The sequence below is a fragment of the Afipia sp. GAS231 genome, assembly GCF_900103365.1.
GTDB lineage: Bacteria > Pseudomonadota > Alphaproteobacteria > Rhizobiales > Xanthobacteraceae > Bradyrhizobium.
Genome location: NZ_LT629703.1, coordinates 4903843 through 4922436 on the forward strand (window position 1 = coordinate 4903843; position 18594 = coordinate 4922436).

The following is an 18594-nucleotide window of genomic DNA, read 5'->3' on the forward strand; positions in this document are numbered from 1 at the left end:
ACAAAGGACGTTTGGGATGTCCGGAACCAAAATCCTCTGGGGACAGGTAATCGTTGTCGGCCTGATCGTTTTGCTCGGCATCTGGGGAGCGACCGAGTGGACAGCCTGGCGGCTGGCCTACCAGTCGGAACTCGGACGTCCTTGGTTCGAGCTTTGGGGTTGGAAGATCTACTACCCGCCGATCTTCTTCTGGTGGTGGTTCGTCTACGACGCCTATGCGCCTCAAGTCTTTGCCGAAGGGGCCTTCATCGCCGCGTCGGGAACCTTCTTTTCGATTGCGGTGGCGATCGGCATGTCGGTCTGGCGTGCGCGCGAGGCCAAGAATGTCCAGACCTATGGCTCGGCGCGCTGGGCCGATGAACGGGAGGTTCAAGCGGCCGGACTTCTCGGTCCGGATGGCGTGGTGCTGGGCAAACTCGACCGCAACTACCTGCGACATGACGGACCGGAGCACGTGTTGTGTTTCGCACCCACCCGGTCCGGCAAAGGTGTCGGCCTTGTCGTTCCCTCGCTGCTGGCCTGGCCGGGTTCGGCCATCGTTCACGACATCAAGGGGGAAAACTGGCAACTCACGGCCGGCTTTCGCTCGCGGCACGGCCGCGTCCTGTTGTTCGACCCGACCAACCCGAAGTCTTCGGCTTACAACCCATTGCTCGAGGTCCGGCGCGGGGAGTGGGAGGTCCGCGACGTGCAGAATGTCGCCGACGTCCTGGTTGACCCCGAGGGCTCGCTCGACAAGCGGAACCATTGGGAGAAGACCAGTCATTCGCTCCTGGTCGGCGCCATCCTCCATGTCCTCTATGCCGAGGCCGACAAGAACTTGGCCGGCGTCGCCGCCTTCCTGTCAGACCCGAAGCGGCCGATTGAGGCGACGTTGAAGGCGATGATGACCACGCCGCACCTCGGCGAACAGGGCGCGCATCCCGTGGTCGCTTCGACTGCGCGCGAGCTCCTCAACAAGTCTGAGAATGAACGCTCCGGCGTTCTTTCCACGGCGATGTCGTTCCTCGGACTTTACCGCGATCCCGTCGTGGCCAAGGTGACCCGCCAGTGCGACTGGCGGATTGCAGATCTGATCGCCGACATCAGCCCGACGACGCTCTACCTCGTGGTGCCGCCTTCCGACATATCGCGGACCAAGCCCTTAATCCGTCTCGTGCTGAACCAGATCGGACGGCGCTTGACCGAGGACTTGCATGCCAGCGATCGCCGGCATCGTATTCTGATGATGCTCGACGAGTTCCCGGCGCTGGGAAGGCTTGATTTCTTTGAGTCGGCGCTCGCCTTCATGGCGGGCTATGGGATCAAGAGTTTTCTGATAGCGCAATCGCTCAACCAGATCGAAAAGGCTTACGGACCCAACAACGCGATCCTCGACAACTGCCACGTCCGGGTCAGCTTCGCGACCAACGATGAGCGGACTGCCAAGCGCGTGTCCGACGCGCTGGGTACGGCGACCGAGATGCGGGCAATGAAGAATTATGCGGGACACAGATTGAACCCCTGGCTGGGGCACCTGATGGTCTCGCGGCAGGAGACGGCGCGGCCGCTGCTTACCCCAGGCGAGGTCATGCAGCTTCCGTCGCGAGAGGAAGTCGTCATGGTGGCAGGTACGCCGCCGATCCGAGCGAAGAAGGTTCGCTACTACGAGGATCGGCGGTTCACCGAGCGGATATTGCCGCCACCCGATCCTGCGGCCTCTGGCCGGTCATCGCGAACCGATGGATGGTCAACACTTGGAACGCTCACGCCGGCGACGCTTCCAACCGACCGGGCGGAGCAAGCAGGAGAGGACACGGCCAACAGCGGTCTTCGCCGTGAGCCCGAACTCCCCGATCATGTCGCCATCGTCAAGGAGTCGGCCGAGCCGACGCCTACGGAAGAATTTTCCGCCGTTCTTGACGATGACGAGGATTCCGTCCGCCAGTCCCGACTTCTTCGTCAGCAAATGCGCGGCGTCGCCCGTCAGATCTCCATGGACCCGAACGATGGCATGGAACTGTGAGGCATCATGCGTGACCGGATGAACGTGTATTTCCCGCCAGAGCTTTTAAAGCAGATCACGGAGCTTGCCGATCGCAAGAAGCTTTCCCGGTCCGCGATTGTGGAAGCGGCAGTCGCTTCATTTCTGTCACCGGACGGATCGGACAGGCGGGAGGCGGCGTTTACCCGGCGCCTCGATCGGTTGTCGCGACAGATGCAAAGGTTGGAACGCGACGTCGGCTTGACGGCCGAGACCTTAGCCCTATTCATCCGCTTCTGGCTGACGATCACGCCACCGTTGCCCAATGACGCGCAAGCTGCTGCACAGGTAAAGGGTAGGGAACGCTTTGAAGGGTTTGTCGAGGCGCTCGGACGTCGATTGCAAAAGGGGCAGGGCTTCCTGCGGGAAATTCCGGACGAGATCCTCCATTGGAAGCTCGACGAACCTGGTAGTTGAAACGCCATTCTTACATCTCGAACTGAGAAACGCGCACCCACCCATCCATCTCGCCGTTTCTTTCTTTGCCTACGACAATCTACGAACCCGGTGTCCACGGGGTTGCGGCTGCGGTCAGTCCATCGTTTTTGCCGGCCAAGTTCGCGTTTGATCCCTTCTCGACTCAACTTCACGTAACGCGTCGAGAACAATGTGCGGATCGTTGGCGCGTGTACGTGGACGGGGGGCACACAATGCAGGTCGGGAGCGAGGTCGATAGCCACATCGACTCTGTGAATCAAGCTAGTCGGGATGGGCAGCAGGTGCCCCGAGAGGTCCCACGAACCAGAAAAGTAACCGTTCAACTTTCTGAGCAGATGTTTGAGCGCCTCGAAGCTGCAACTGACCGCCCCGGCGTCGGCAAGAGTATGGTTGTGGAGAACGCTCTTGAGCGTTTCCTCGATCTGGCTCCCCCTATCGAAGGTCTTATCCACGACCACTTTGATCGGATTGGCAGTCAGCTGGAGCGTCTTCAAAGCGAGCTCCAAATTATCGCGGAGACAGTAGCGCTCCACGCCCGATATCACCTGACTATCACCCCGCCCATGTCGCAATCCCAGCAGCACGAGGCATGTGGGCTTGGTCGCGACCGGTTCAATGAGCTTGCCAAACAGGTTGAGAGACGCGTTCGCTCTGGCCGATCCTTGATGCGGGAGACGATTGACCGCCTAAGCGAGACTGAACGTCAAACTTCCGAGTTGAAGTCGGATGACGCTTTGCCGGTAGCGTCGCAGGAGCGGTCAGTTAATACACTTCCACGGCCAGATTCAGCGGTCGATCAAGACCAAGCGATTGCTGCCGTCCGGGAGGACGGCAGCAATCCAAACTTTCGGCACCTTCCAAACGCGTTTTGCTAATGCAGCCCACGGTTTGCGGCTCATCGCACGCGTCTTTCTTCCGTTTGCCTTGGGATACTACCTTGCGTATCTGTTTCGGACAATCAATGGTCTGATCTCCGGTCGCCTCAGTGCAGATGCTGGTCTTGGCACGGCTGACCTTGGGCTGCTTACCTCGGTCTATTTTCTCGTCTTCGCGGCAGCACAGATTCCGATCGGCGTACTCTTGGACCGCTATGGCCCGCGTCGTGTCCAGAGCGTACTGCTCTTGGTCGCTGCAGCAGGGGCCGGACTGTTCGCGACGTCGACGGATTTCGTATCATTGTTAGTCGGGCGTGCCATGATTGGGCTTGGTGTCGCAGCGTCGCTGACAGCCGGACTTAAGGCGATCGTGCTCTGGTTTCCGAGGGAGCGCGTGGCTCTACTGAATGGCTACATGATTATGTTGGGTTCGCTTGGAGCGGTGACTGCAACAGCTCCAGCTGAACAGTTGCTTGCGTGGATCAGCTGGCAGCAGCTGTTTGTCTTATTGGCTGCAGCGACCGGCGCTACAGCCGTACTTATCTATTTCCTGGTCCCCGATCGAGCCATCTCATTATCAATGCCACCGAGCCATGGCACTTTAAGGGACGTGTTTCAAGATCGGCGTTTCTGGAGAATTGCTCCCTTGTCAGCGACCTGCGTCGGTTCGGCCTGGTCTCTGCAGGGTTTGTGGGCAGCGCCGTGGCTGACGGACGTAGACGGACTTGATCGCGCGAGTCTGGTTGGACAGTTACTCGTAATGTCGATCGTACTGAGCGGCGGGGCCTTTTTGTTTGGTATGATAGTCCACCATATCAAACGAAGAGGGTTCGGCCCGGAGATAATCCTGGCGATCGTTGCGATGCTGTTCATCGGAGCCGAGCTTGCCTTGACCCTACGCGCGCCTCTTCCGTCCATCTTGCCGTGGTCTGTGGTGGCAATTGTCGGAGCGGCGACCGTGGTCAGCTTCGCGGTCATCGCTGATTATTTTCCGTCGGAACTTGTCGGTCGTGCCAATGGCGCATTAAACGTTCTGCACTTTGGTTGGGCGTTTCTAGCCCAATGCGGGACGGGTCTGATCCTGGAGCAATGGTCGATGGAAGATGGCCAGAGACCCATCGTGGCCTATCAAGTCGCGTTTGGTTTCAACGTAGCACTTCAGATGGCGGCGTTGGCTTGGTTTGCGCTACCGCGGCTACAACGCTTGATCTGGTGGCTCGGCTCATCTTCCCTCTTTATGCCAGCTAGCTCTTCCGACGGAATTGGGCCCGTCGTTTTGTATGAACAAACGATCGTACCAGTGCCCGCAGAAGAGGATGCGGCGTGGTGAGTACCGACGCGCACGTTGCGCGCAGGGCGCATTACGAAAACACCGCACCATCGAGTGGACCACGTCGACTAGACATCAAGCATCCGTTCCCACTCTTTCTTTTTCTACGCCGTACTACGACAACTGTCAGCGCCTGTTGCGCTAGGTCTACGGGGGCCTTTCTAATCATCCCCATCTGAGGGCGCTCTTTAGACGTCCTCATTCGGTGGGGGCGACGGTGGCAATCCATTCCTTTCAATCGGAGGCGAATTCTCGCGGCGCGCGAATGCTGCGTAGCGCACTTGGCGCGGCGATTGCGGGCTACCTGGAAGATGACGCAATCATCGAGGTCATGCTCAATCCAGATGGGCGGTTGTGGATTGACCGGCTGTCGAGTGGCCTCATTGATACCGGCGAAACTTTGTCTGCGGCGGACGGCGAGCGCATCGTTCGCCTGGTGGCACACCATGTGGGCGCGGAGGTGCATGCTGGCTCGCCACGCGTCTCTGCCGAACTACCTGGGACCGGCGAGCGCTTCGAAGGTTTGTTACCCCCCGTCGTTGCGGCTCCTGCGTTCGCTATCCGCAAGCCCGCGGTCGCGGTGTTCACACTCGACGACTATGTCGCCGCGGGAACGATGACATCGGATCAGGCTAGCGCCTTAAGGGCTGCGGTCGCCACGCGCAAGAACATCCTCGTCGCTGGCGGTACGTCGACCGGCAAGACAACATTGACCAACGCGCTTCTGGCCGAGGTGGCAAAGACCTCCGATCGGGTCGTGCTAATTGAAGATACCCGCGAACTTCAGTGTAAGGCGCCCAATCTTGTCGCCCTGCGGACCAAGGACGGCGTAGCAACCCTATCTGACCTTGTCCGGTCCTCGCTTCGACTGCGTCCTGACCGCATCCCGGTCGGCGAGGTCCGCGGCGCCGAAGCGCTCGACTTGCTCAAGGCCTGGGGCACCGGTCACCCCGGCGGCATCGGCACCATCCATGCCGGCACCGCGCTCGGCGCGCTACGGCGGCTCGAGCAGCTCATCCAGGAAGCCGTTATCACGGTTCCGCGCGCCCTGATCGCCGAGACCATCAACCTCATCGCCGTGCTTGCCGGCCGCGGTACCGATCGTCGCCTCGCCGAACTCGCCCTCGTCACGGGGCTTGGGTCCGCCGGCGACTACAGCCTTTCACCTGCAGGAGATTCAACATGAGTCCTCGATTCCCTAGCTTTTCGCGAGCCCTATCGTTCTCACTATCGGGAATGGTCCTCCTAGCTACAGCGCCGGCCCGGGCCGCCGGCTCCAACATGCCTTGGGAGCAGCCACTCAATCAGATCCTGCAATCGGTCGAAGGACCGGTCGCCAAGATCATCGCCGTCATCATCATTGTCGTGACCGGGCTGACGCTCGCGTTCGGCGATTCGTCCGGTGGTTTCCGCAGGTTGATCCAGATCGTGTTTGGTCTGTCGATCGCGTTCGCGGCCTCGAGCTTCTTTCTGTCGTTCTTTTCCTTCGGCGGCGGCGTGGTGATCTGATGGATGACCCGGTCGCAGGTTTTGTCGTGCCCGTTCACCGTGCGCTCACCGAGCCGATCTTGATGGGCGGTGCTCCGCGATCGGTTGCGATCGTCAACGGCACGTTGGCGGCCGCCCTTGGACTTGGACTGCGGCTGTGGATCGCGGGGCTCGTCCTCTGGTTCGTCGGTCACATGGCCGCCGTCTGGGCCACCAAGCGCGATCCCGCCTTCGTCGATGTGGTGCGTCGACACCTGCGCATTCCCGGTCATCTCAACGTCTGAGTTCAGTCATGATGAATCTTGCCGAATATCGCCATTCCAACGCTCGTCTCGCGGACTTCCTGCCTTGGGCAGCCCTGGTCGACGAGGGAATTATCCTGAACAAGGACGGTTCGTTCCAGCGGACAGCAAAGTTCCGTGGCCCCGACCTCGACAGCGCAGTGCCGGCTGAACTTGTCGGCGTCGCCGGTCGCCTGAACAACGCCTTGCGTCGTCTGGGATCTGGCTGGGCCGTGTTCGTTGAGGCGCAGCGCCATTTTGCAGGTGTTTACCCGCCGAACACCTTTCCGGATGTCGCGTCTGCATTGGTCGACGCCGAGCGCAGAGCACAATTCGAGGAGGCAGGCGCCCACTACGAGTCCAGCTATTTTCTGACGTTCCTCTACTTGCCGCCGGAGGAAGGAGTGGCCAGGGCAGAGCGACTGCTCTATGAGGGCCGCGATCGAACCGTGGGAGCTGACGCTCGGGAGGTGCTCCATGGGTTCGCCGATCAAACCAACCGCGTGCTTCAGCTCGTTGAAGGGTTCATGCCGGAATGCGCCTGGCTCGATGATCAGGACACGCTGACCTACCTGCACTCAACGATTTCAACCAGGCGTCATCGCGTTCGAGTGCCCGAAATTCCCATGTACATCGATGCGCTGCTGGCCGACCAGACGCTGACCGGTGGGCTTGAGCCAATGTTGGGCTCAGCCAACGTTCGAGTTCTCACGATTGTCGGCTTCCCGGGCACGACGACCCCGGGAATTTTAGATGATCTGAATCGCCTGGCGTTTTCGTATCGCTGGTCGACTCGGGCAATCATGCTCGACAAGACCGATGCCACCAAGCTGCTGACCAAGATCCGCCGCCAGTGGTTCGCAAAGAGAAAGTCGATTGGCGCCATTCTCAAGGAGGTCATGACCAACGAGGCGTCGACGCTGCTCGATACCGACGCCCACAACAAAGCTATCGACGCCGACGCCGCGTTGCAGGAACTCGGTTCGGATCAGATCGGACAAGCCTTTGTCACGGCAACTATCACCGTCTGGGATGGCGATCCCGGTGCAGCCGATGAAAAGCTGCGGCTGGTCGAGAAAGTCATTCAGGGCCGCGATTTCACCTGCATGATCGAAACGGTGAACGCCGTCGAAGCTTGGCTCGGCAGCCTGCCGGGACATGTCTACGCCAATGTGCGGCAGCCGCCGGTCTCGACCCTTAACCTCGCTCATATGATTCCGATGTCGGCGGTGTGGGCTGGCGAGGCGAGGGATCTGCACTTCAAAGGTCCGCCCCTCCTGTTCGGCAAGACCGAGGGATCAACGCCATTCCGGTTCTCTCTCCACGTCGGCGACGTCGGCCATACCCTGGTGGTGGGACCCACGGGTGCTGGTAAGTCGGTTCTGCTTGCTCTGATGGCGCTGCAGTTCCGCCGTTACCCGAACTCTCAGGTCTTTGCGTTCGATTTCGGCGGTTCGATCCGGGCGGCCGCGCTCGCCATGGATGGCGACTGGCATGATCTGGGCGGCGCATTGTCTGAAGGAAATGAAAACCCCGTCGCCCTACAGCCGCTGGCCTGGATCGATGATCCCTCGGAGCGAGGATGGGCCACCGAATGGATCGGCGCGATTCTGGCGCGGGAGAAGATCGAGATCACCCCGGAGGTCAAAGATCATCTGTGGTCGGCGCTGACGTCTCTCGCTTCGGCGCCGAGGCAGGAACGCACGCTCACGGGCCTGTCAGTCCTCCTGCAATCCAACTCCCTGAAGCGCGCCTTGCAACCCTATTGCCTGGGCGGTCCTTCTGGGCGCCTACTCGATGCCGAATTCGAGCGCCTTGGCGAAGCTTCGATCCAGGCGTTTGAGACCGAAGGGTTGATCGGAACGAGCGCGGCCCCGGCCGTGCTGGCGTACCTCTTTCATCGTATTGGAGACCGTCTCGACGGCCGGCCCACACTTCTCATTGTTGATGAGGGTTGGCTGGCCCTAGACGATGAGGATTTTGCCGGCCAGCTTCGCGAATGGCTGAAGACGCTTCGCAAGAAGAATGCGTCTGTCATCTTCGCCACCCAATCGCTTTCAGATATCGACGGCTCCGCCATCGCGCCGGCGATCATCGAAAGCTGTCCGACGCGGCTGCTGCTGCCGAACGAGCGGGCGATCGAGCCGCAAATCACCGCGATCTACCGCCGCTTCGGCCTCAACGACCGCCAGATCGAGCTTCTAAGCCGGGCGACGCCGAAGCGTGACTATTATTGCCAGTCCCGCCGCGGCAACCGGATGTTCGAGCTCGGCCTTGGCGAGGTTGCCCTCGCCTTTACGGCCGCCTCTTCCAAGACCGACCAGGCTGCCATCGAGCGGCTCCTAGCCGAACATGGACGCGACGGCTTCGTGCCCGCCTGGCTCCAGCACCGAGGCGTCGCCTGGGCCACAGACCTCATCCCCAATCTCGGCAACCTGGAGAGATCACTATGAGCCGTCTCAGCTCTTTGCTGGTCGCTGGAACCGTCGCCGTCACGCTTGGCGTCACGGTGCCCGTACGAGCGCAGTCGATCGTCTTCGACCCCAACAATTACGTCCAGAACGTCCTGACTGCGGCGCGGGCGCTGCAGCAGATCAACAATCAGATCACCTCGTTGCAGAACCAGGCACAGTTGCTGATCAATCAGGCAAGGAATCTCGCAAGCCTGCCGTATTCATCGCTGCAGCAACTGCAATCGTCGATCCAGCGGACTCAGCAATTGCTGGCCCAGGCTCAGCGCATCGCTTACGACGTTCAGCAGATCGATCGCGCGTTCTCGACCAGCTATGTGCCCGTCACTGGCAGCCAGTCCAGCCAGATGATGATCACCAACGCCCATTCGCGGTGGCAGAATTCAGTGGCTGCGTTGCAGGACGCGCTCCGGGTTCAGGCCGGCGTGGTCGGTAACCTCGACACCAACCGCATCGAAACGTCGGCGCTGGTGACGTCAAGTCAGGGCGCCAGCGGCGCCCTGCAGGCGACCCAGGCCGGCAATCAGATCCTTGCGCTTCAGGCGCAACAACTCGCCGATCTCACCGCAACAGTTGCAGCACAAGGCAGGGCGCAGAGCCTTGAGGCAGCTCAGCGCGCCTCAGCGCAAGATCAGGGTCGAGAACAGCTTCGACGTTTCCTGATGCCGGGACAGGGATATCAATCCTCCAACGTGCAGATGTTCCACCGATGACCGATACAGGCCCCTTCAAGGCGTTGTCGCTGCTCACATCAGCCGGGATACTGGTCGTCGCAGCCTGCACGATCCAGCTTCGTGGTCGAGAAGATACGTCTTCGCCGTCAAAAGCAGAGCAGATCGCAGACGTCGACGGTTCCGACCTCGCCCGCTGCCGCAGCGTCACTTCGGAGGATGCGGCGAACTATCAGCATTGCCAGAAGGTGTGGGCCGAAAACCGGCGTCGCTTCCTTGGCAGGAAGGATGGTGCCGCAGTTTCCGGCCACGGTAATCCGGCCGCCGGCCTGACGCCCGCGCCAAAGGATGAGAGCCGGGTACCGCAAGGGTATCCCGCAGTTGAGATACCTGAGGCGGGCAAGCCATGACTGGTACCGGGGTCATCGATCAATTCCTGGAGACGTTCACACGCTACATCGACAACGGCTTTGGACTGCTGGGTGGCGACGTCGGCTATCTTGCAACGACCCTGGTTGCGATCGACATCACGCTCGCCGCCCTGTTCTGGAGCTGGGGAACGGATGAGGACATCATCGCGCGCCTTGTCAAAAAGACGCTCTTTGTCGGCGTCTTTGCGTATCTGATCGGCAATTGGAACAGCCTGGCGCGCATCATCTTCGAGAGCTTTGCTGGCCTCGGTCTGAAAGCGTCCGGCGCGAGCCTCTCCGCGACAGATTTCCTGAGGCCGGGAAAGATCGCTCAAGTCGGACTCGACGCCGGTCGGCCGCTACTCGACTCGATCTCGAACCTGATGGGCTACATCAGCTTCTTCGAGAATTTCGTCCAGATCGTCGTTTTGCTGTTCGCATGGGTCGTGGTGCTGCTCGCCTTCTTCATTCTGGCGATCCAGCTCTTCGTTACCCTGATTGAGTTCAAGCTCACGACGCTTGCCGGTTTCGTGCTCATTCCCTTTGGCTTGTTTGGCAAGACCGCCTTCGCGGCAGAGCGGGTCTTGGGCAACGTCATATCCTCCGGAATCAAGGTTTTGGTCCTAGCCGTCATTGTCGGCGTCGGCTCGACCCTGTTCTCTCAGTTCACCTCAGGCTTCGGCGGTGCACAGCCAACGATCGAAGACGCGATGACGCTGGTACTCGCAGCGCTATCGTTGTTGGGCCTCGGTATCTTCGGTCCGGGAATCGCAAACGGCCTGGTTTCCGGTGGACCGCAACTCGGCGCGGGCGCTGCAATTGGAACTGGCCTTGCTGCTGGCGGCGTTGTTGCGGCAGGTGCCGGACTTGCCGCAGGTGGTGCTGGCTTCGCCGGTGGCGCGATCGCAGGTACTGCGCGTGGTGGGGGTGCCGTCTTGAGCGGCGCATCCGCTGCCTATCGAAGCGGCGGTCTTGCCGGCGTCGCTGAAGCCGGTAGCTCGGCTGCCATGAGCCCGTTACGTCGAGCTACGACCGCATCCGCCAGCAACGGGCACGCAAGCGAACCGGCTGCGAGCTCTTCGGCGGACGGTCAACCTGATTGGGCACGACGCATGAAACGTGCCGAGACCATTCGGCATGGCGCGTCGACAGCCGGCCACGCGGTCCGCTCCGGCGATCATGGCGGCAGCGGCTCCTCCGTCGATTTGTCCGAAGGAGAGCACTGACACGCAGCCAAGCGCCGACTTAGCCACCTGCCGCGGGGAGCGACGTCTCAAATCAAGAAACCGCACGACTTCAAGCCGATCACTCGATCCAATGGGGCAATCATCGATGTTCAAACGACCTTCCGTTCACTATGGGCGCATGCCCGAACCTATCACGCCGTACCAAAAGGCAGCGCAGGTTTGGGACGAGCGCATCGGATCGGCGCGCGTGCAAGCCAAGAACTGGCGCTTGATGGCCTTCGGCAGCCTCATGCTGTCAGCCGGTCTTGCAATCGGACTTGTCTGGCAATCGGCGCGAGGGTCGATCACGCCCTGGGTGGTCGAAGTCGATCGTCTCGGCCAGGCCCAAAGGGTCGCCCCGGCCAATACCGACTATCAACCCACCGACGCGCAGATTGCTTACCACTTGGCGCGCTTTATTGAAGATGTCAGGGGCCTGCCGGCCGACGGTATCGTTCTGCGCCAGAATTGGCTTCGTGCGTATGACTTTACGACCGATCGCGGCGCGGGCGCACTTAACGATTATGCACGTAACGACGATCCCTTTGCCAAGTTGGGTAAGGCGCAGATCTCCGTCGATGTCTCGAGCGTCATCCGCGCTTCTCCAGACAGCTTTCGGATCGCGTGGATCCAACGCATTTACGACAACGGGTCGTTGAGTGCGACCGAGCGCTGGACCGCGATTCTCACGATCGTCATCGAGACGCCGCGCGATGCCGAACGCCTGCGCAAGAATCCCCTTGGCGTCTACGTCCGCGCTATCAACTGGTCAAAGGAGTTGGGTCAGTGACCAAATCGACGTTTGACGCATTTTCGAAACATCCCATCCAGCAACGTAGGCTCAACTCGAGTTGGTTCAAGTTATTGGCCTCGAAGCGAACGCTCTTGTCCGCTCTTCTTCTATGTACGTCGGCTCTCGGAGGGTGCGCGACCTACATTCCGCCAGAGATCAGCTATGACACCGAAGTCCCGCCATTGCCGGCGCCTCCGATGCCGGTCGACGACAGACTGCAGCCGCTTCACGTTCCACCACTCTGGAAGCCTGTTCTGGGCGGCAAGTCGGGTGGGAAGGAAGACGCCGAACCTGTGAGCCGAGTTGAGACCGCAAACGGTGCGGCACGAGTCGAACCGCGCAAGAAAGGATACTTCAACGCGGCGCAAATTTATGCTTACAGCCCGGGTGCGCTCTACCAGGTTTACGCCGCTCCCGGACAGATCACGGATATTGCGCTCGAGGAGGGAGAGCAATTGACGGGATCAGGTCCAATCGCGGCCGGAGACACCGTGCGCTGGGTGGTGGGCGATACAGAGAGCGGGAGCGGCGACACGCGGCGCGTCCACATCCTGGTGAAGCCGACCCGCGCGTCGATCGAGACCAACCTCGTCGTCAACACGGACCGACGCACCTATCTGATCGAGCTGCGCTCTCGCGAGCGGCCATACATGCCATCCGTTGCCTGGTATTATCCGGAAACGGTTCGCGAACGATCGCGAGCCGCCACACTAAGACCTGTTCTTCCCGATCCGACGCAGCGTGTCTTTCGCTACGCGATCGAAGGCGACAGCCCGCCTTGGCGGCCAGTTGCCGCGTATGATGATGGCCATAAGGTCTATGTCGAATTCCCGCAAGGGATTGTCCAAGGCGAGATGCCGCCGCTCTTCGTCATCGGGCCCGACGGCAAAACCCAGCTCGTCAACTATCGCGCCTACGGTAATGTTCTGATCGTAGATCGGCTATTTGCAGCCGCAGAACTGCGGCTCGGGGGTGAGCACCAGCAGAAGGTCAGGATTGTCAGGACTGACGGGAGGTCCTCAACATGACTGCAGAGAATGGAAACGACCACGGGCAGGCGATTCCGCCGCAAACACAGGACGAGCAGTCTACGAACTTCCGGTTGAGAGCAGAGCACCCGCGCGTGACACGGTTGTCGCGGAAGGTTCTGGCGGGAGGGAGCGCGGTTGCCTTGCTTGTCATCGGCGGAGCTGTGTTGTGGTCGTTGCAGAGCAATCGCTTCCGAAACCAGGCGGCTGATGAACTCTATAGCACCGACCATCACAACGTCGCCGACGGCCTTACGGTGCTGCCGAGGGATTACGCAGGCGTGCCGCGCCAAGCCATCCCGCAGCTTGGTCCGCCCCTCCCTGGAGACCTTGGACGGCCAATCCTTGCCGCACAAAGTCAGTCTCCGACGATCGGAGTGACGGCTCCAGATATGGAACAGCAGCGTCGGGACCAGGAAACCGAGGCCGCCCGCGTGAGCCATGTGTTCGCTTCGACCAATGGGAGAGAAGTGCGTTCGCCTGCTGCCGCGGCGCAGGGGAGCGACCGCAACGCTCCGTCAAGTTCGACCACCAATAGCGACGAAGGATCCGCGCAGAACGGTCAGGATAGGAAGCTCGCCTTCCTCAACGCATCAGTGGATCGCCGTACAGTAAGCCCTGACCGCGTCACCAGGCCGGCTTCACCGTATATCGTCCAGGCTGGAACTGTCATTCCGGGAGCATTGATCACCGGGATCCGATCGGACCTCCCAGGCCAAATCACCGCGCAAATAACTGAAAACGTATTCGATTCGCCGACCGGGCGCCTTCTGCTCGTCCCGCAAGGGGCACGTCTGATCGGCGTTTACGACAGCCAGGTCGCCTTCGGGCAATCGCGCGTGCTGCTGGTTTGGACGCGGCTAATCATGCCGAACGGTCGTTCGATCGTGCTCGAGCGGCAGCCAGGTGCAGACACGGCAGGATATGCCGGCCTCGAAGACGAAGTCGACAACCATTGGGGCGAATTGCTCAAAGCTGCTGCCCTGTCGACACTGCTTGCCGTCGGCACCGAGCTTGGCGCGGGCTCCGACACCAACAGCAACGACAGTGCTATCCTTCAGGCTTTGCGACACGGGGCAGGGGACTCGCTGAATCAAACCGGCCAGCAGGTTGTTCGTCGCAGCCTAAATATTCAGCCGACGCTGACCATACGCCCGGGATTTCCGGTGCGCGTTATCGTCAATCGCGATCTCGTTCTAGAGCCATACCGAGGGTGACATGTCCAAGCTCAAGATTGGGGCGCTACCAGACGAGAGACCAGTCAAGGTCAGCGTTGAACTGCCGGCTTCAGTGCATCGAGATCTGGTGGCTTACGCGGCGGCTCTTGGGCGAGAAACGGGGCAGCCGGTCAGCGATCCGAGTAAGCTGATCGCGCCCATGTTGGCGCGATTCATGGCCACGGATCGTGGATTTGCAAAACGGCGTCGTATGACTCATTCACCAGACGTCAGCGAAGGATAGCGTTCGGCCAAGAGTTTGAGAAAACCTTCGAGGGCGGGATTGTCATTATCGGCTCGCCAATGCGCCGAAAAATCAAAGCGGGTCGACCCGGTCCCATCGCGCAATTCGCGATAGGCCAAACCAGCGAAGCTTGCGCCAACATCTGATTCCAGGACCAAGCTGATCCCAAGCTTCATGCTGACAAGGCTCTTAATAATGCCTCGGCTGACGTCATGGCGCGCGATCCTAGGGCGATCTTCAGGAGAAACAAGCTTTGATATCAGGAGATCCTCGAGTTCGCGTCCGGGATCGTGCTGGCTCAATAGAATGGTCTCGTTCCGGAGGTCCGTCCAATAGATTGCGCTGCGCGCGGCCAATGGATGATCTTCGGCCAAGGAGACCAGGATTCGCTCACTCCAGAGGGGGCGAACGTTATTGTCGGGCAGCGGCACCTCGCCAGTTACGACCAGAATGTCGATCGTGTCGTTTCGCAACGCAGTTGCTAGGCGTATTCGCGACCGCTCGATGGTCGCGAGTTCGACTTGCGGAAACCGGCTCTTGAATTCGGTCAGTGTCGCTCGCAGATTGCCGGCGGATATGGAGGTGCAGAAGCCGACCGAAAGGCGGCCAGCTTCGCCTCGCCCGTTCGATTTTGCCGTTGCAACAAGCACATCGACTTGCTCCAGAATTAACCGGGCCATCCTCAGAACGCGTCGCCCAGCTGGCGTAGGCTTTACCCCTCCACCTGAGCGCTCGAATACAGTGACGCCAATCCGATGCTCAAGCTGACGAATAGAACGGCTCAGGATCGAGTGTCGAATGGACAGTAATTCGGCAGCTTGCCGAAGACTCCCGTAATCTGCGGCTGCGATTGCAAATCGGAGCTGCTTCAGATCAACAGCGTGCATCCGGAGCACGCGTGGCTGGTCCATTATCTCGTTCTCCGAGGTGGGCGGATGCATTGTATTGCGCTGTAGGCAGCGATGTCGCTTGAAAGCTAATAGAATCGCTTGCCTTGAGAATAACGTCAGGCAACCGCGAGAACGACCGGCTCCCAAAGGACGGGCCCGGCGAAACCACCGGCGTCGCGGACCCCAGCCAGCACCTCAGCGGATATCTCGAGATAACCTGCAACGGCCAGGGTATTCCCAAGATTGCACGGATTGCCCAGGCGTCGTAAGGGCCAGCCGGCGCGGCGCAGGATTCGTTCCATTCGGGCGTCGGTTACTGTGACGATATCAGTAAGTCGTCGCGAGAGGCCGAATTCGATCATGCCAGCGAACAATTCATATGTCGCGCGAGCGATGGCGTGCTTTCCTTTAGGAGCGTCTGTCGCTACATCCAGCGCGAATCGACTGCTTTCCCATATCGTGCACTTTGACGGTGCACTTTGACCTGCGAGAAGTACGGGAAAAGCTTCACCCAGCATGGTAGGTCCGACAGATGGAAGCAATCTAACGCAACCCTGTGCCCGACCGTCGGTTGCTACCTGCACAAGGTAGGCAGGATGGAGTGCGTCGAAACTGTCAACTTCCATGTCTCCACTGGTATCGACTTCCCAATCTAGCCGCTCCTTGAAAACCCGATAGCGGAGTTGGTGCATCGCGATGAGAGTTTGCGAAAATTCGCCGTAGCAGCGCTCTGTGATGAGCTGAATCATGATTGCCTCCTAACAGCATTTGTCATGCCTTATGGAAGCTTGCTTCTTGATAGAAGGCATCACCCGTACTTACGGGGGAGTTCTGCCTTAATTGTGCTCTTCTCGTTTTGCAGCCGCTAGGCGTGTCGCCGCTTGCACGATTGTACGCACGCCAAGCTTTTCCTTCGCATTGTCAAGATAGGAGGCTACGGTGTGACGTGAGATGCCAAGGATGCGCCCGATCTCCCAGGCGCTCTTGCCTTTTGCAGCCCATTCCAGGCATTCGAGTTCGCGAGGAGATAGTAGCGCCTCGCCGATTCTCCGATCGCCTGAAAGCTTACGTCGAACGTGAGCATGGAAATACATTGCCATGAGTTGAAGAACACGCGCCTGCGAATTGATGCGGCTTTCGAATTGCGCCCGCTTTTCGTCTGTGGCGAAGGTCAGTGCGGCGATGGGGCCATGACCATCGTGGATAGGAACCGTAAAGCCGAATCGGATTCCAAACTCAGAAGCTTCGTAAAATAGTTCCTGCTGTGCCGAAGAGAGTTGTCTTGCGGTTAAGCCCAAACCCCACCGGAAGGGTTCTGGGTTCTGAAGCGCTTGCGTAATGACCGGATCAAGGCGCTCGTAATTGTTTTGCAAATAGCGAGTAACCCAATCGGCAGGATATGTCGAAATTACAAGAGGTTCTCTGCTTCGCCGATACGGCAGCGCAAGATACGCAAAACAGGACAAATCCATCGCGGCTGCCGCAGTAGCCATCGCTTTGGAAAAATCTTCCGCGCCTCCAGCGCTCGATAGGAGATCAATAAATCTTTGATAAACACGGTGCATCAAGGTCTCCCTACTGCCTCCGGTGAATTTGCTCGTCACCGGGGGATGCTGCCGCAAGACCGGAACGACGACTGGGACCGCACGCGGAATGCGAACGTACTTGTCGGTCCTTCCGTGGAAGGGGGGCGTCGTGCTCCAGCGCGCCCCGAGGATCAAGAAAAGTGGGGCCTCGCCACGACGGGCGAGGCCTTTGTCTTTGCGAGGAAGGGTTAAAGACTGCGGGACACGGCCTTCGTGATAGCGGCAGCCAATTCATTCGGCGCTTCCAAAGGAGCCAAGTGGCCTACTCCGGGTAGAATAACGAATTCGGCGTTCTTGATGCGGCTTCCGAATTCGCGTCGCAAGACAGGCTCCGGCTCCACCTTGTCGGCATCGCCCACGATGATCGTAGTGGGAACATCGATATTTCCAACCAGGTTGCTGATGTCGAGCGCCATACCTTCTTGGGGCCAGGCACGCTTGGCTGCGGGCGTTCCGTTGACGCTATCTTCGACAACTTGCTGCTGAAGCTCAGGAGAAAGCTGTCTGGCCGTCAGGTGGGGGAGAGCCATTTTGACGCCTTCGGCGCTTTGATAGCTCTTCAGCATTCCATCTTTCTGCTCTTGTGGAGCTCCGGAAGGAGTCGGAGGAGAAGGCGCCACCAACACGAGCCCTTTGAGGCCGACCGGCTTGCGCGCGCCGAATATCTGGGCGATTTTTGCGCCACTCGAATGACCTACAAGGATGTATTGAGTGAGGCCTAACGACTGAATGATGGCACCGACGTCGTCGGCCTGCGCGTTCAAACTGTAGTCTTCGATACTTCTGTCGGAACCGCCCCAGCCACGTAGGTCGGGCGCGACACAGCGGTGGAGTTCCGATAATTGATTCACAGCCATATCCCAAGTCCGTCCGCTGCCGCCCCAGTAGTGTAGGAAGACCAAGGCAGGATCTTTTCCCCCACTTTCGCGAACCTTGAAATTGAGACCGTTAGTTTGAACCGTTGTGGTAATGATATCGACCGCCTTTTGCGGCGTCGATTGCCCCACTGCCGGAGTCAGCCACGGAAGAGTGGTGAAAGCAGGAATCGCTGCAAGACCGAGCGAGGTGATGAAGAAATCGCGGCGTGAGGCTTTGCGCATGAAGGGGCTCCTGATCATTCTTCCAAGACGATAACGAATGGTGGTTGCCGTTTTGGATGATTGCAACTGTCGCCGCATTGCTTACTGGGACATCTCACATACGGAATTGGGACAGAGCGCAATCGCGGCCAGAGCAGTGTTCGACAAAAATGCGCCCGAGCAAAAGCACTCTCGTAACAGCAGCTCTTTTGGTTGCGTCAGCTCAGAGAAGTCGTGACTGGTGGAGGATTTAGCAGAATTACAGTTTGTACCGGTGGCGGTGGCGGTGGACGCGGTCGCGCACCTGATCCGCTATTGAACCGAGGCGAAAAGCGCCGCGAATGACTCAAGCGCTTCTGTCGAACGAACCGTCTCGCGCCTGCACGAGCCCGCGCCAGAGCCCGCTCTCGTACGCGACACGCACGACTGCAACGTCATCTCGATCGATAATCCAAATTCCCCCAATTTGAAACCTTGAATGGAGCAACATGCTCCGTTTCCTCTACAGCGGGAAAGATCTCGTTCGCCATGTCCTGTACCCGTA

The 18594-nt window shown here is 59.6% G+C and carries 18 protein-coding genes; 14 read left to right on the plus strand and 4 right to left on the minus strand.

All coding sequences use genetic code 11. The features are described from left to right. Nucleotides 1-16: 16 nt before the first annotated feature. The 14 genes from BLS26_RS23145 to BLS26_RS23215 all read left to right on the plus strand — a co-directional run bounded on the left by BLS26_RS23145 (nt 17) and on the right by BLS26_RS23215 (nt 14495). The gene (locus BLS26_RS23145) at nt 17-2005 is read left to right on the plus strand and encodes a conjugal transfer protein TraG (protein WP_092514884.1); all 1989 of its coding nucleotides are present in this window, start codon (nt 17-19) and stop codon (nt 2003-2005) included. A gap of 6 nt (nt 2006-2011) precedes the next feature. Beyond that, nucleotides 2012-2440 (plus strand): CopG family transcriptional regulator, encoded by a 429-nt coding sequence (locus tag BLS26_RS23150; protein WP_092514885.1) that lies wholly within the window; start codon nt 2012-2014, stop codon nt 2438-2440. Nucleotides 2441-3385: 945 nt separating this feature from the next. Further along, nucleotides 3386-4666, plus strand: a complete 1281-nt coding sequence (locus BLS26_RS23160; protein ID WP_244542027.1) for a nitrate/nitrite transporter — start codon at nt 3386-3388, stop codon at nt 4664-4666. Between the two features lie 265 nt (nt 4667-4931). Further along, nucleotides 4932-5852 (plus strand): P-type conjugative transfer ATPase TrbB, encoded by a 921-nt coding sequence (gene trbB, locus BLS26_RS23165; protein WP_172804671.1) that lies wholly within the window; start codon nt 4932-4934, stop codon nt 5850-5852. Nucleotides 5853-5902: 50 nt separating this feature from the next. Continuing rightward, the gene (locus tag BLS26_RS23170; protein ID WP_244541660.1) at nt 5903-6175 is read left to right on the plus strand and encodes a TrbC/VirB2 family protein; all 273 of its coding nucleotides are present in this window, start codon (nt 5903-5905) and stop codon (nt 6173-6175) included. Then, nucleotides 6175-6438, plus strand: coding sequence for a VirB3 family type IV secretion system protein (locus tag BLS26_RS23175; protein WP_092514888.1), 264 nt, complete (start codon nt 6175-6177; stop codon nt 6436-6438). The genes BLS26_RS23170 and BLS26_RS23175 overlap by 1 nt, the downstream gene beginning before the upstream one ends. Nucleotides 6439-6446: 8 nt before the next feature. Beyond that, entirely contained in the window at nt 6447-8888 is a 2442-nt protein-coding gene (gene trbE / locus BLS26_RS23180) for a conjugal transfer protein TrbE (RefSeq protein ID WP_092514889.1), read from the plus strand. Further along, complete coding sequence (gene trbJ / locus BLS26_RS23185; RefSeq protein ID WP_092514891.1) at nt 8885-9619, plus strand: P-type conjugative transfer protein TrbJ; 735 nt, start codon at nt 8885-8887, stop codon at nt 9617-9619. The genes trbE and trbJ overlap by 4 nt, the downstream gene beginning before the upstream one ends. After that, entirely contained in the window at nt 9616-9987 is a 372-nt protein-coding gene (gene trbK-alt, locus BLS26_RS23190) for a putative entry exclusion protein TrbK-alt (RefSeq protein ID WP_092514892.1), read from the plus strand. Before trbJ ends, trbK-alt begins: the two co-directional genes overlap by 4 nt. Beyond that, nucleotides 9984-11213 (plus strand): P-type conjugative transfer protein TrbL, encoded by a 1230-nt coding sequence (trbL, locus tag BLS26_RS23195; RefSeq protein WP_092514893.1) that lies wholly within the window; start codon nt 9984-9986, stop codon nt 11211-11213. The genes trbK-alt and trbL overlap by 4 nt, the downstream gene beginning before the upstream one ends. A gap of 106 nt (nt 11214-11319) precedes the next feature. Beyond that, entirely contained in the window at nt 11320-12003 is a 684-nt protein-coding gene (gene trbF / locus BLS26_RS23200) for a conjugal transfer protein TrbF (RefSeq protein WP_092514894.1), read from the plus strand. Next, nucleotides 12000-13034, plus strand: coding sequence for a P-type conjugative transfer protein TrbG (gene trbG, locus BLS26_RS23205; protein ID WP_172804672.1), 1035 nt, complete (start codon nt 12000-12002; stop codon nt 13032-13034). The genes trbF and trbG overlap by 4 nt, the downstream gene beginning before the upstream one ends. Then, nucleotides 13031-14251 carry a TrbI/VirB10 family protein gene (locus BLS26_RS23210; protein ID WP_092514895.1) on the plus strand — a complete coding sequence of 407 codons (1221 nt, stop codon included), beginning with the start codon at nt 13031-13033 and terminating at the stop codon, nt 14249-14251. Before trbG ends, BLS26_RS23210 begins: the two co-directional genes overlap by 4 nt. A 1-nt stretch (nt 14252) precedes the next feature. After that, nucleotides 14253-14495: a DUF2274 domain-containing protein gene (locus BLS26_RS23215; protein WP_092514896.1), complete on the plus strand. Its 243-nt coding sequence runs from the start codon at nt 14253-14255 to the stop codon at nt 14493-14495. Here the strand turns inward: BLS26_RS23215 and BLS26_RS23220 are convergent. The 4 genes from BLS26_RS23220 to BLS26_RS23235 form a co-directional block, all read right to left on the minus strand. Further along, entirely contained in the window at nt 14468-15406 is a 939-nt protein-coding gene (locus tag BLS26_RS23220; RefSeq protein WP_092518444.1) for a LysR family transcriptional regulator, read from the minus strand. The genes BLS26_RS23215 and BLS26_RS23220 overlap by 28 nt on opposite strands. A 95-nt stretch (nt 15407-15501) precedes the next feature. Beyond that, nucleotides 15502-16134 carry an acyl-homoserine-lactone synthase gene (locus BLS26_RS23225; protein ID WP_092514898.1) on the minus strand — a complete coding sequence of 211 codons (633 nt, stop codon included), beginning with the start codon at nt 16132-16134 and terminating at the stop codon, nt 15502-15504. 87 nt (nt 16135-16221) lie between these two features. Continuing rightward, nucleotides 16222-16950 carry a LuxR family transcriptional regulator gene (locus tag BLS26_RS23230; RefSeq protein ID WP_092518446.1) on the minus strand — a complete coding sequence of 243 codons (729 nt, stop codon included), beginning with the start codon at nt 16948-16950 and terminating at the stop codon, nt 16222-16224. A 209-nt stretch (nt 16951-17159) separates the two neighbouring features. After that, nucleotides 17160-18071, minus strand: a complete 912-nt coding sequence (locus tag BLS26_RS23235) for an alpha/beta fold hydrolase (protein ID WP_157676558.1) — start codon at nt 18069-18071, stop codon at nt 17160-17162. Nucleotides 18072-18594: the final 523 nt, after the last annotated feature.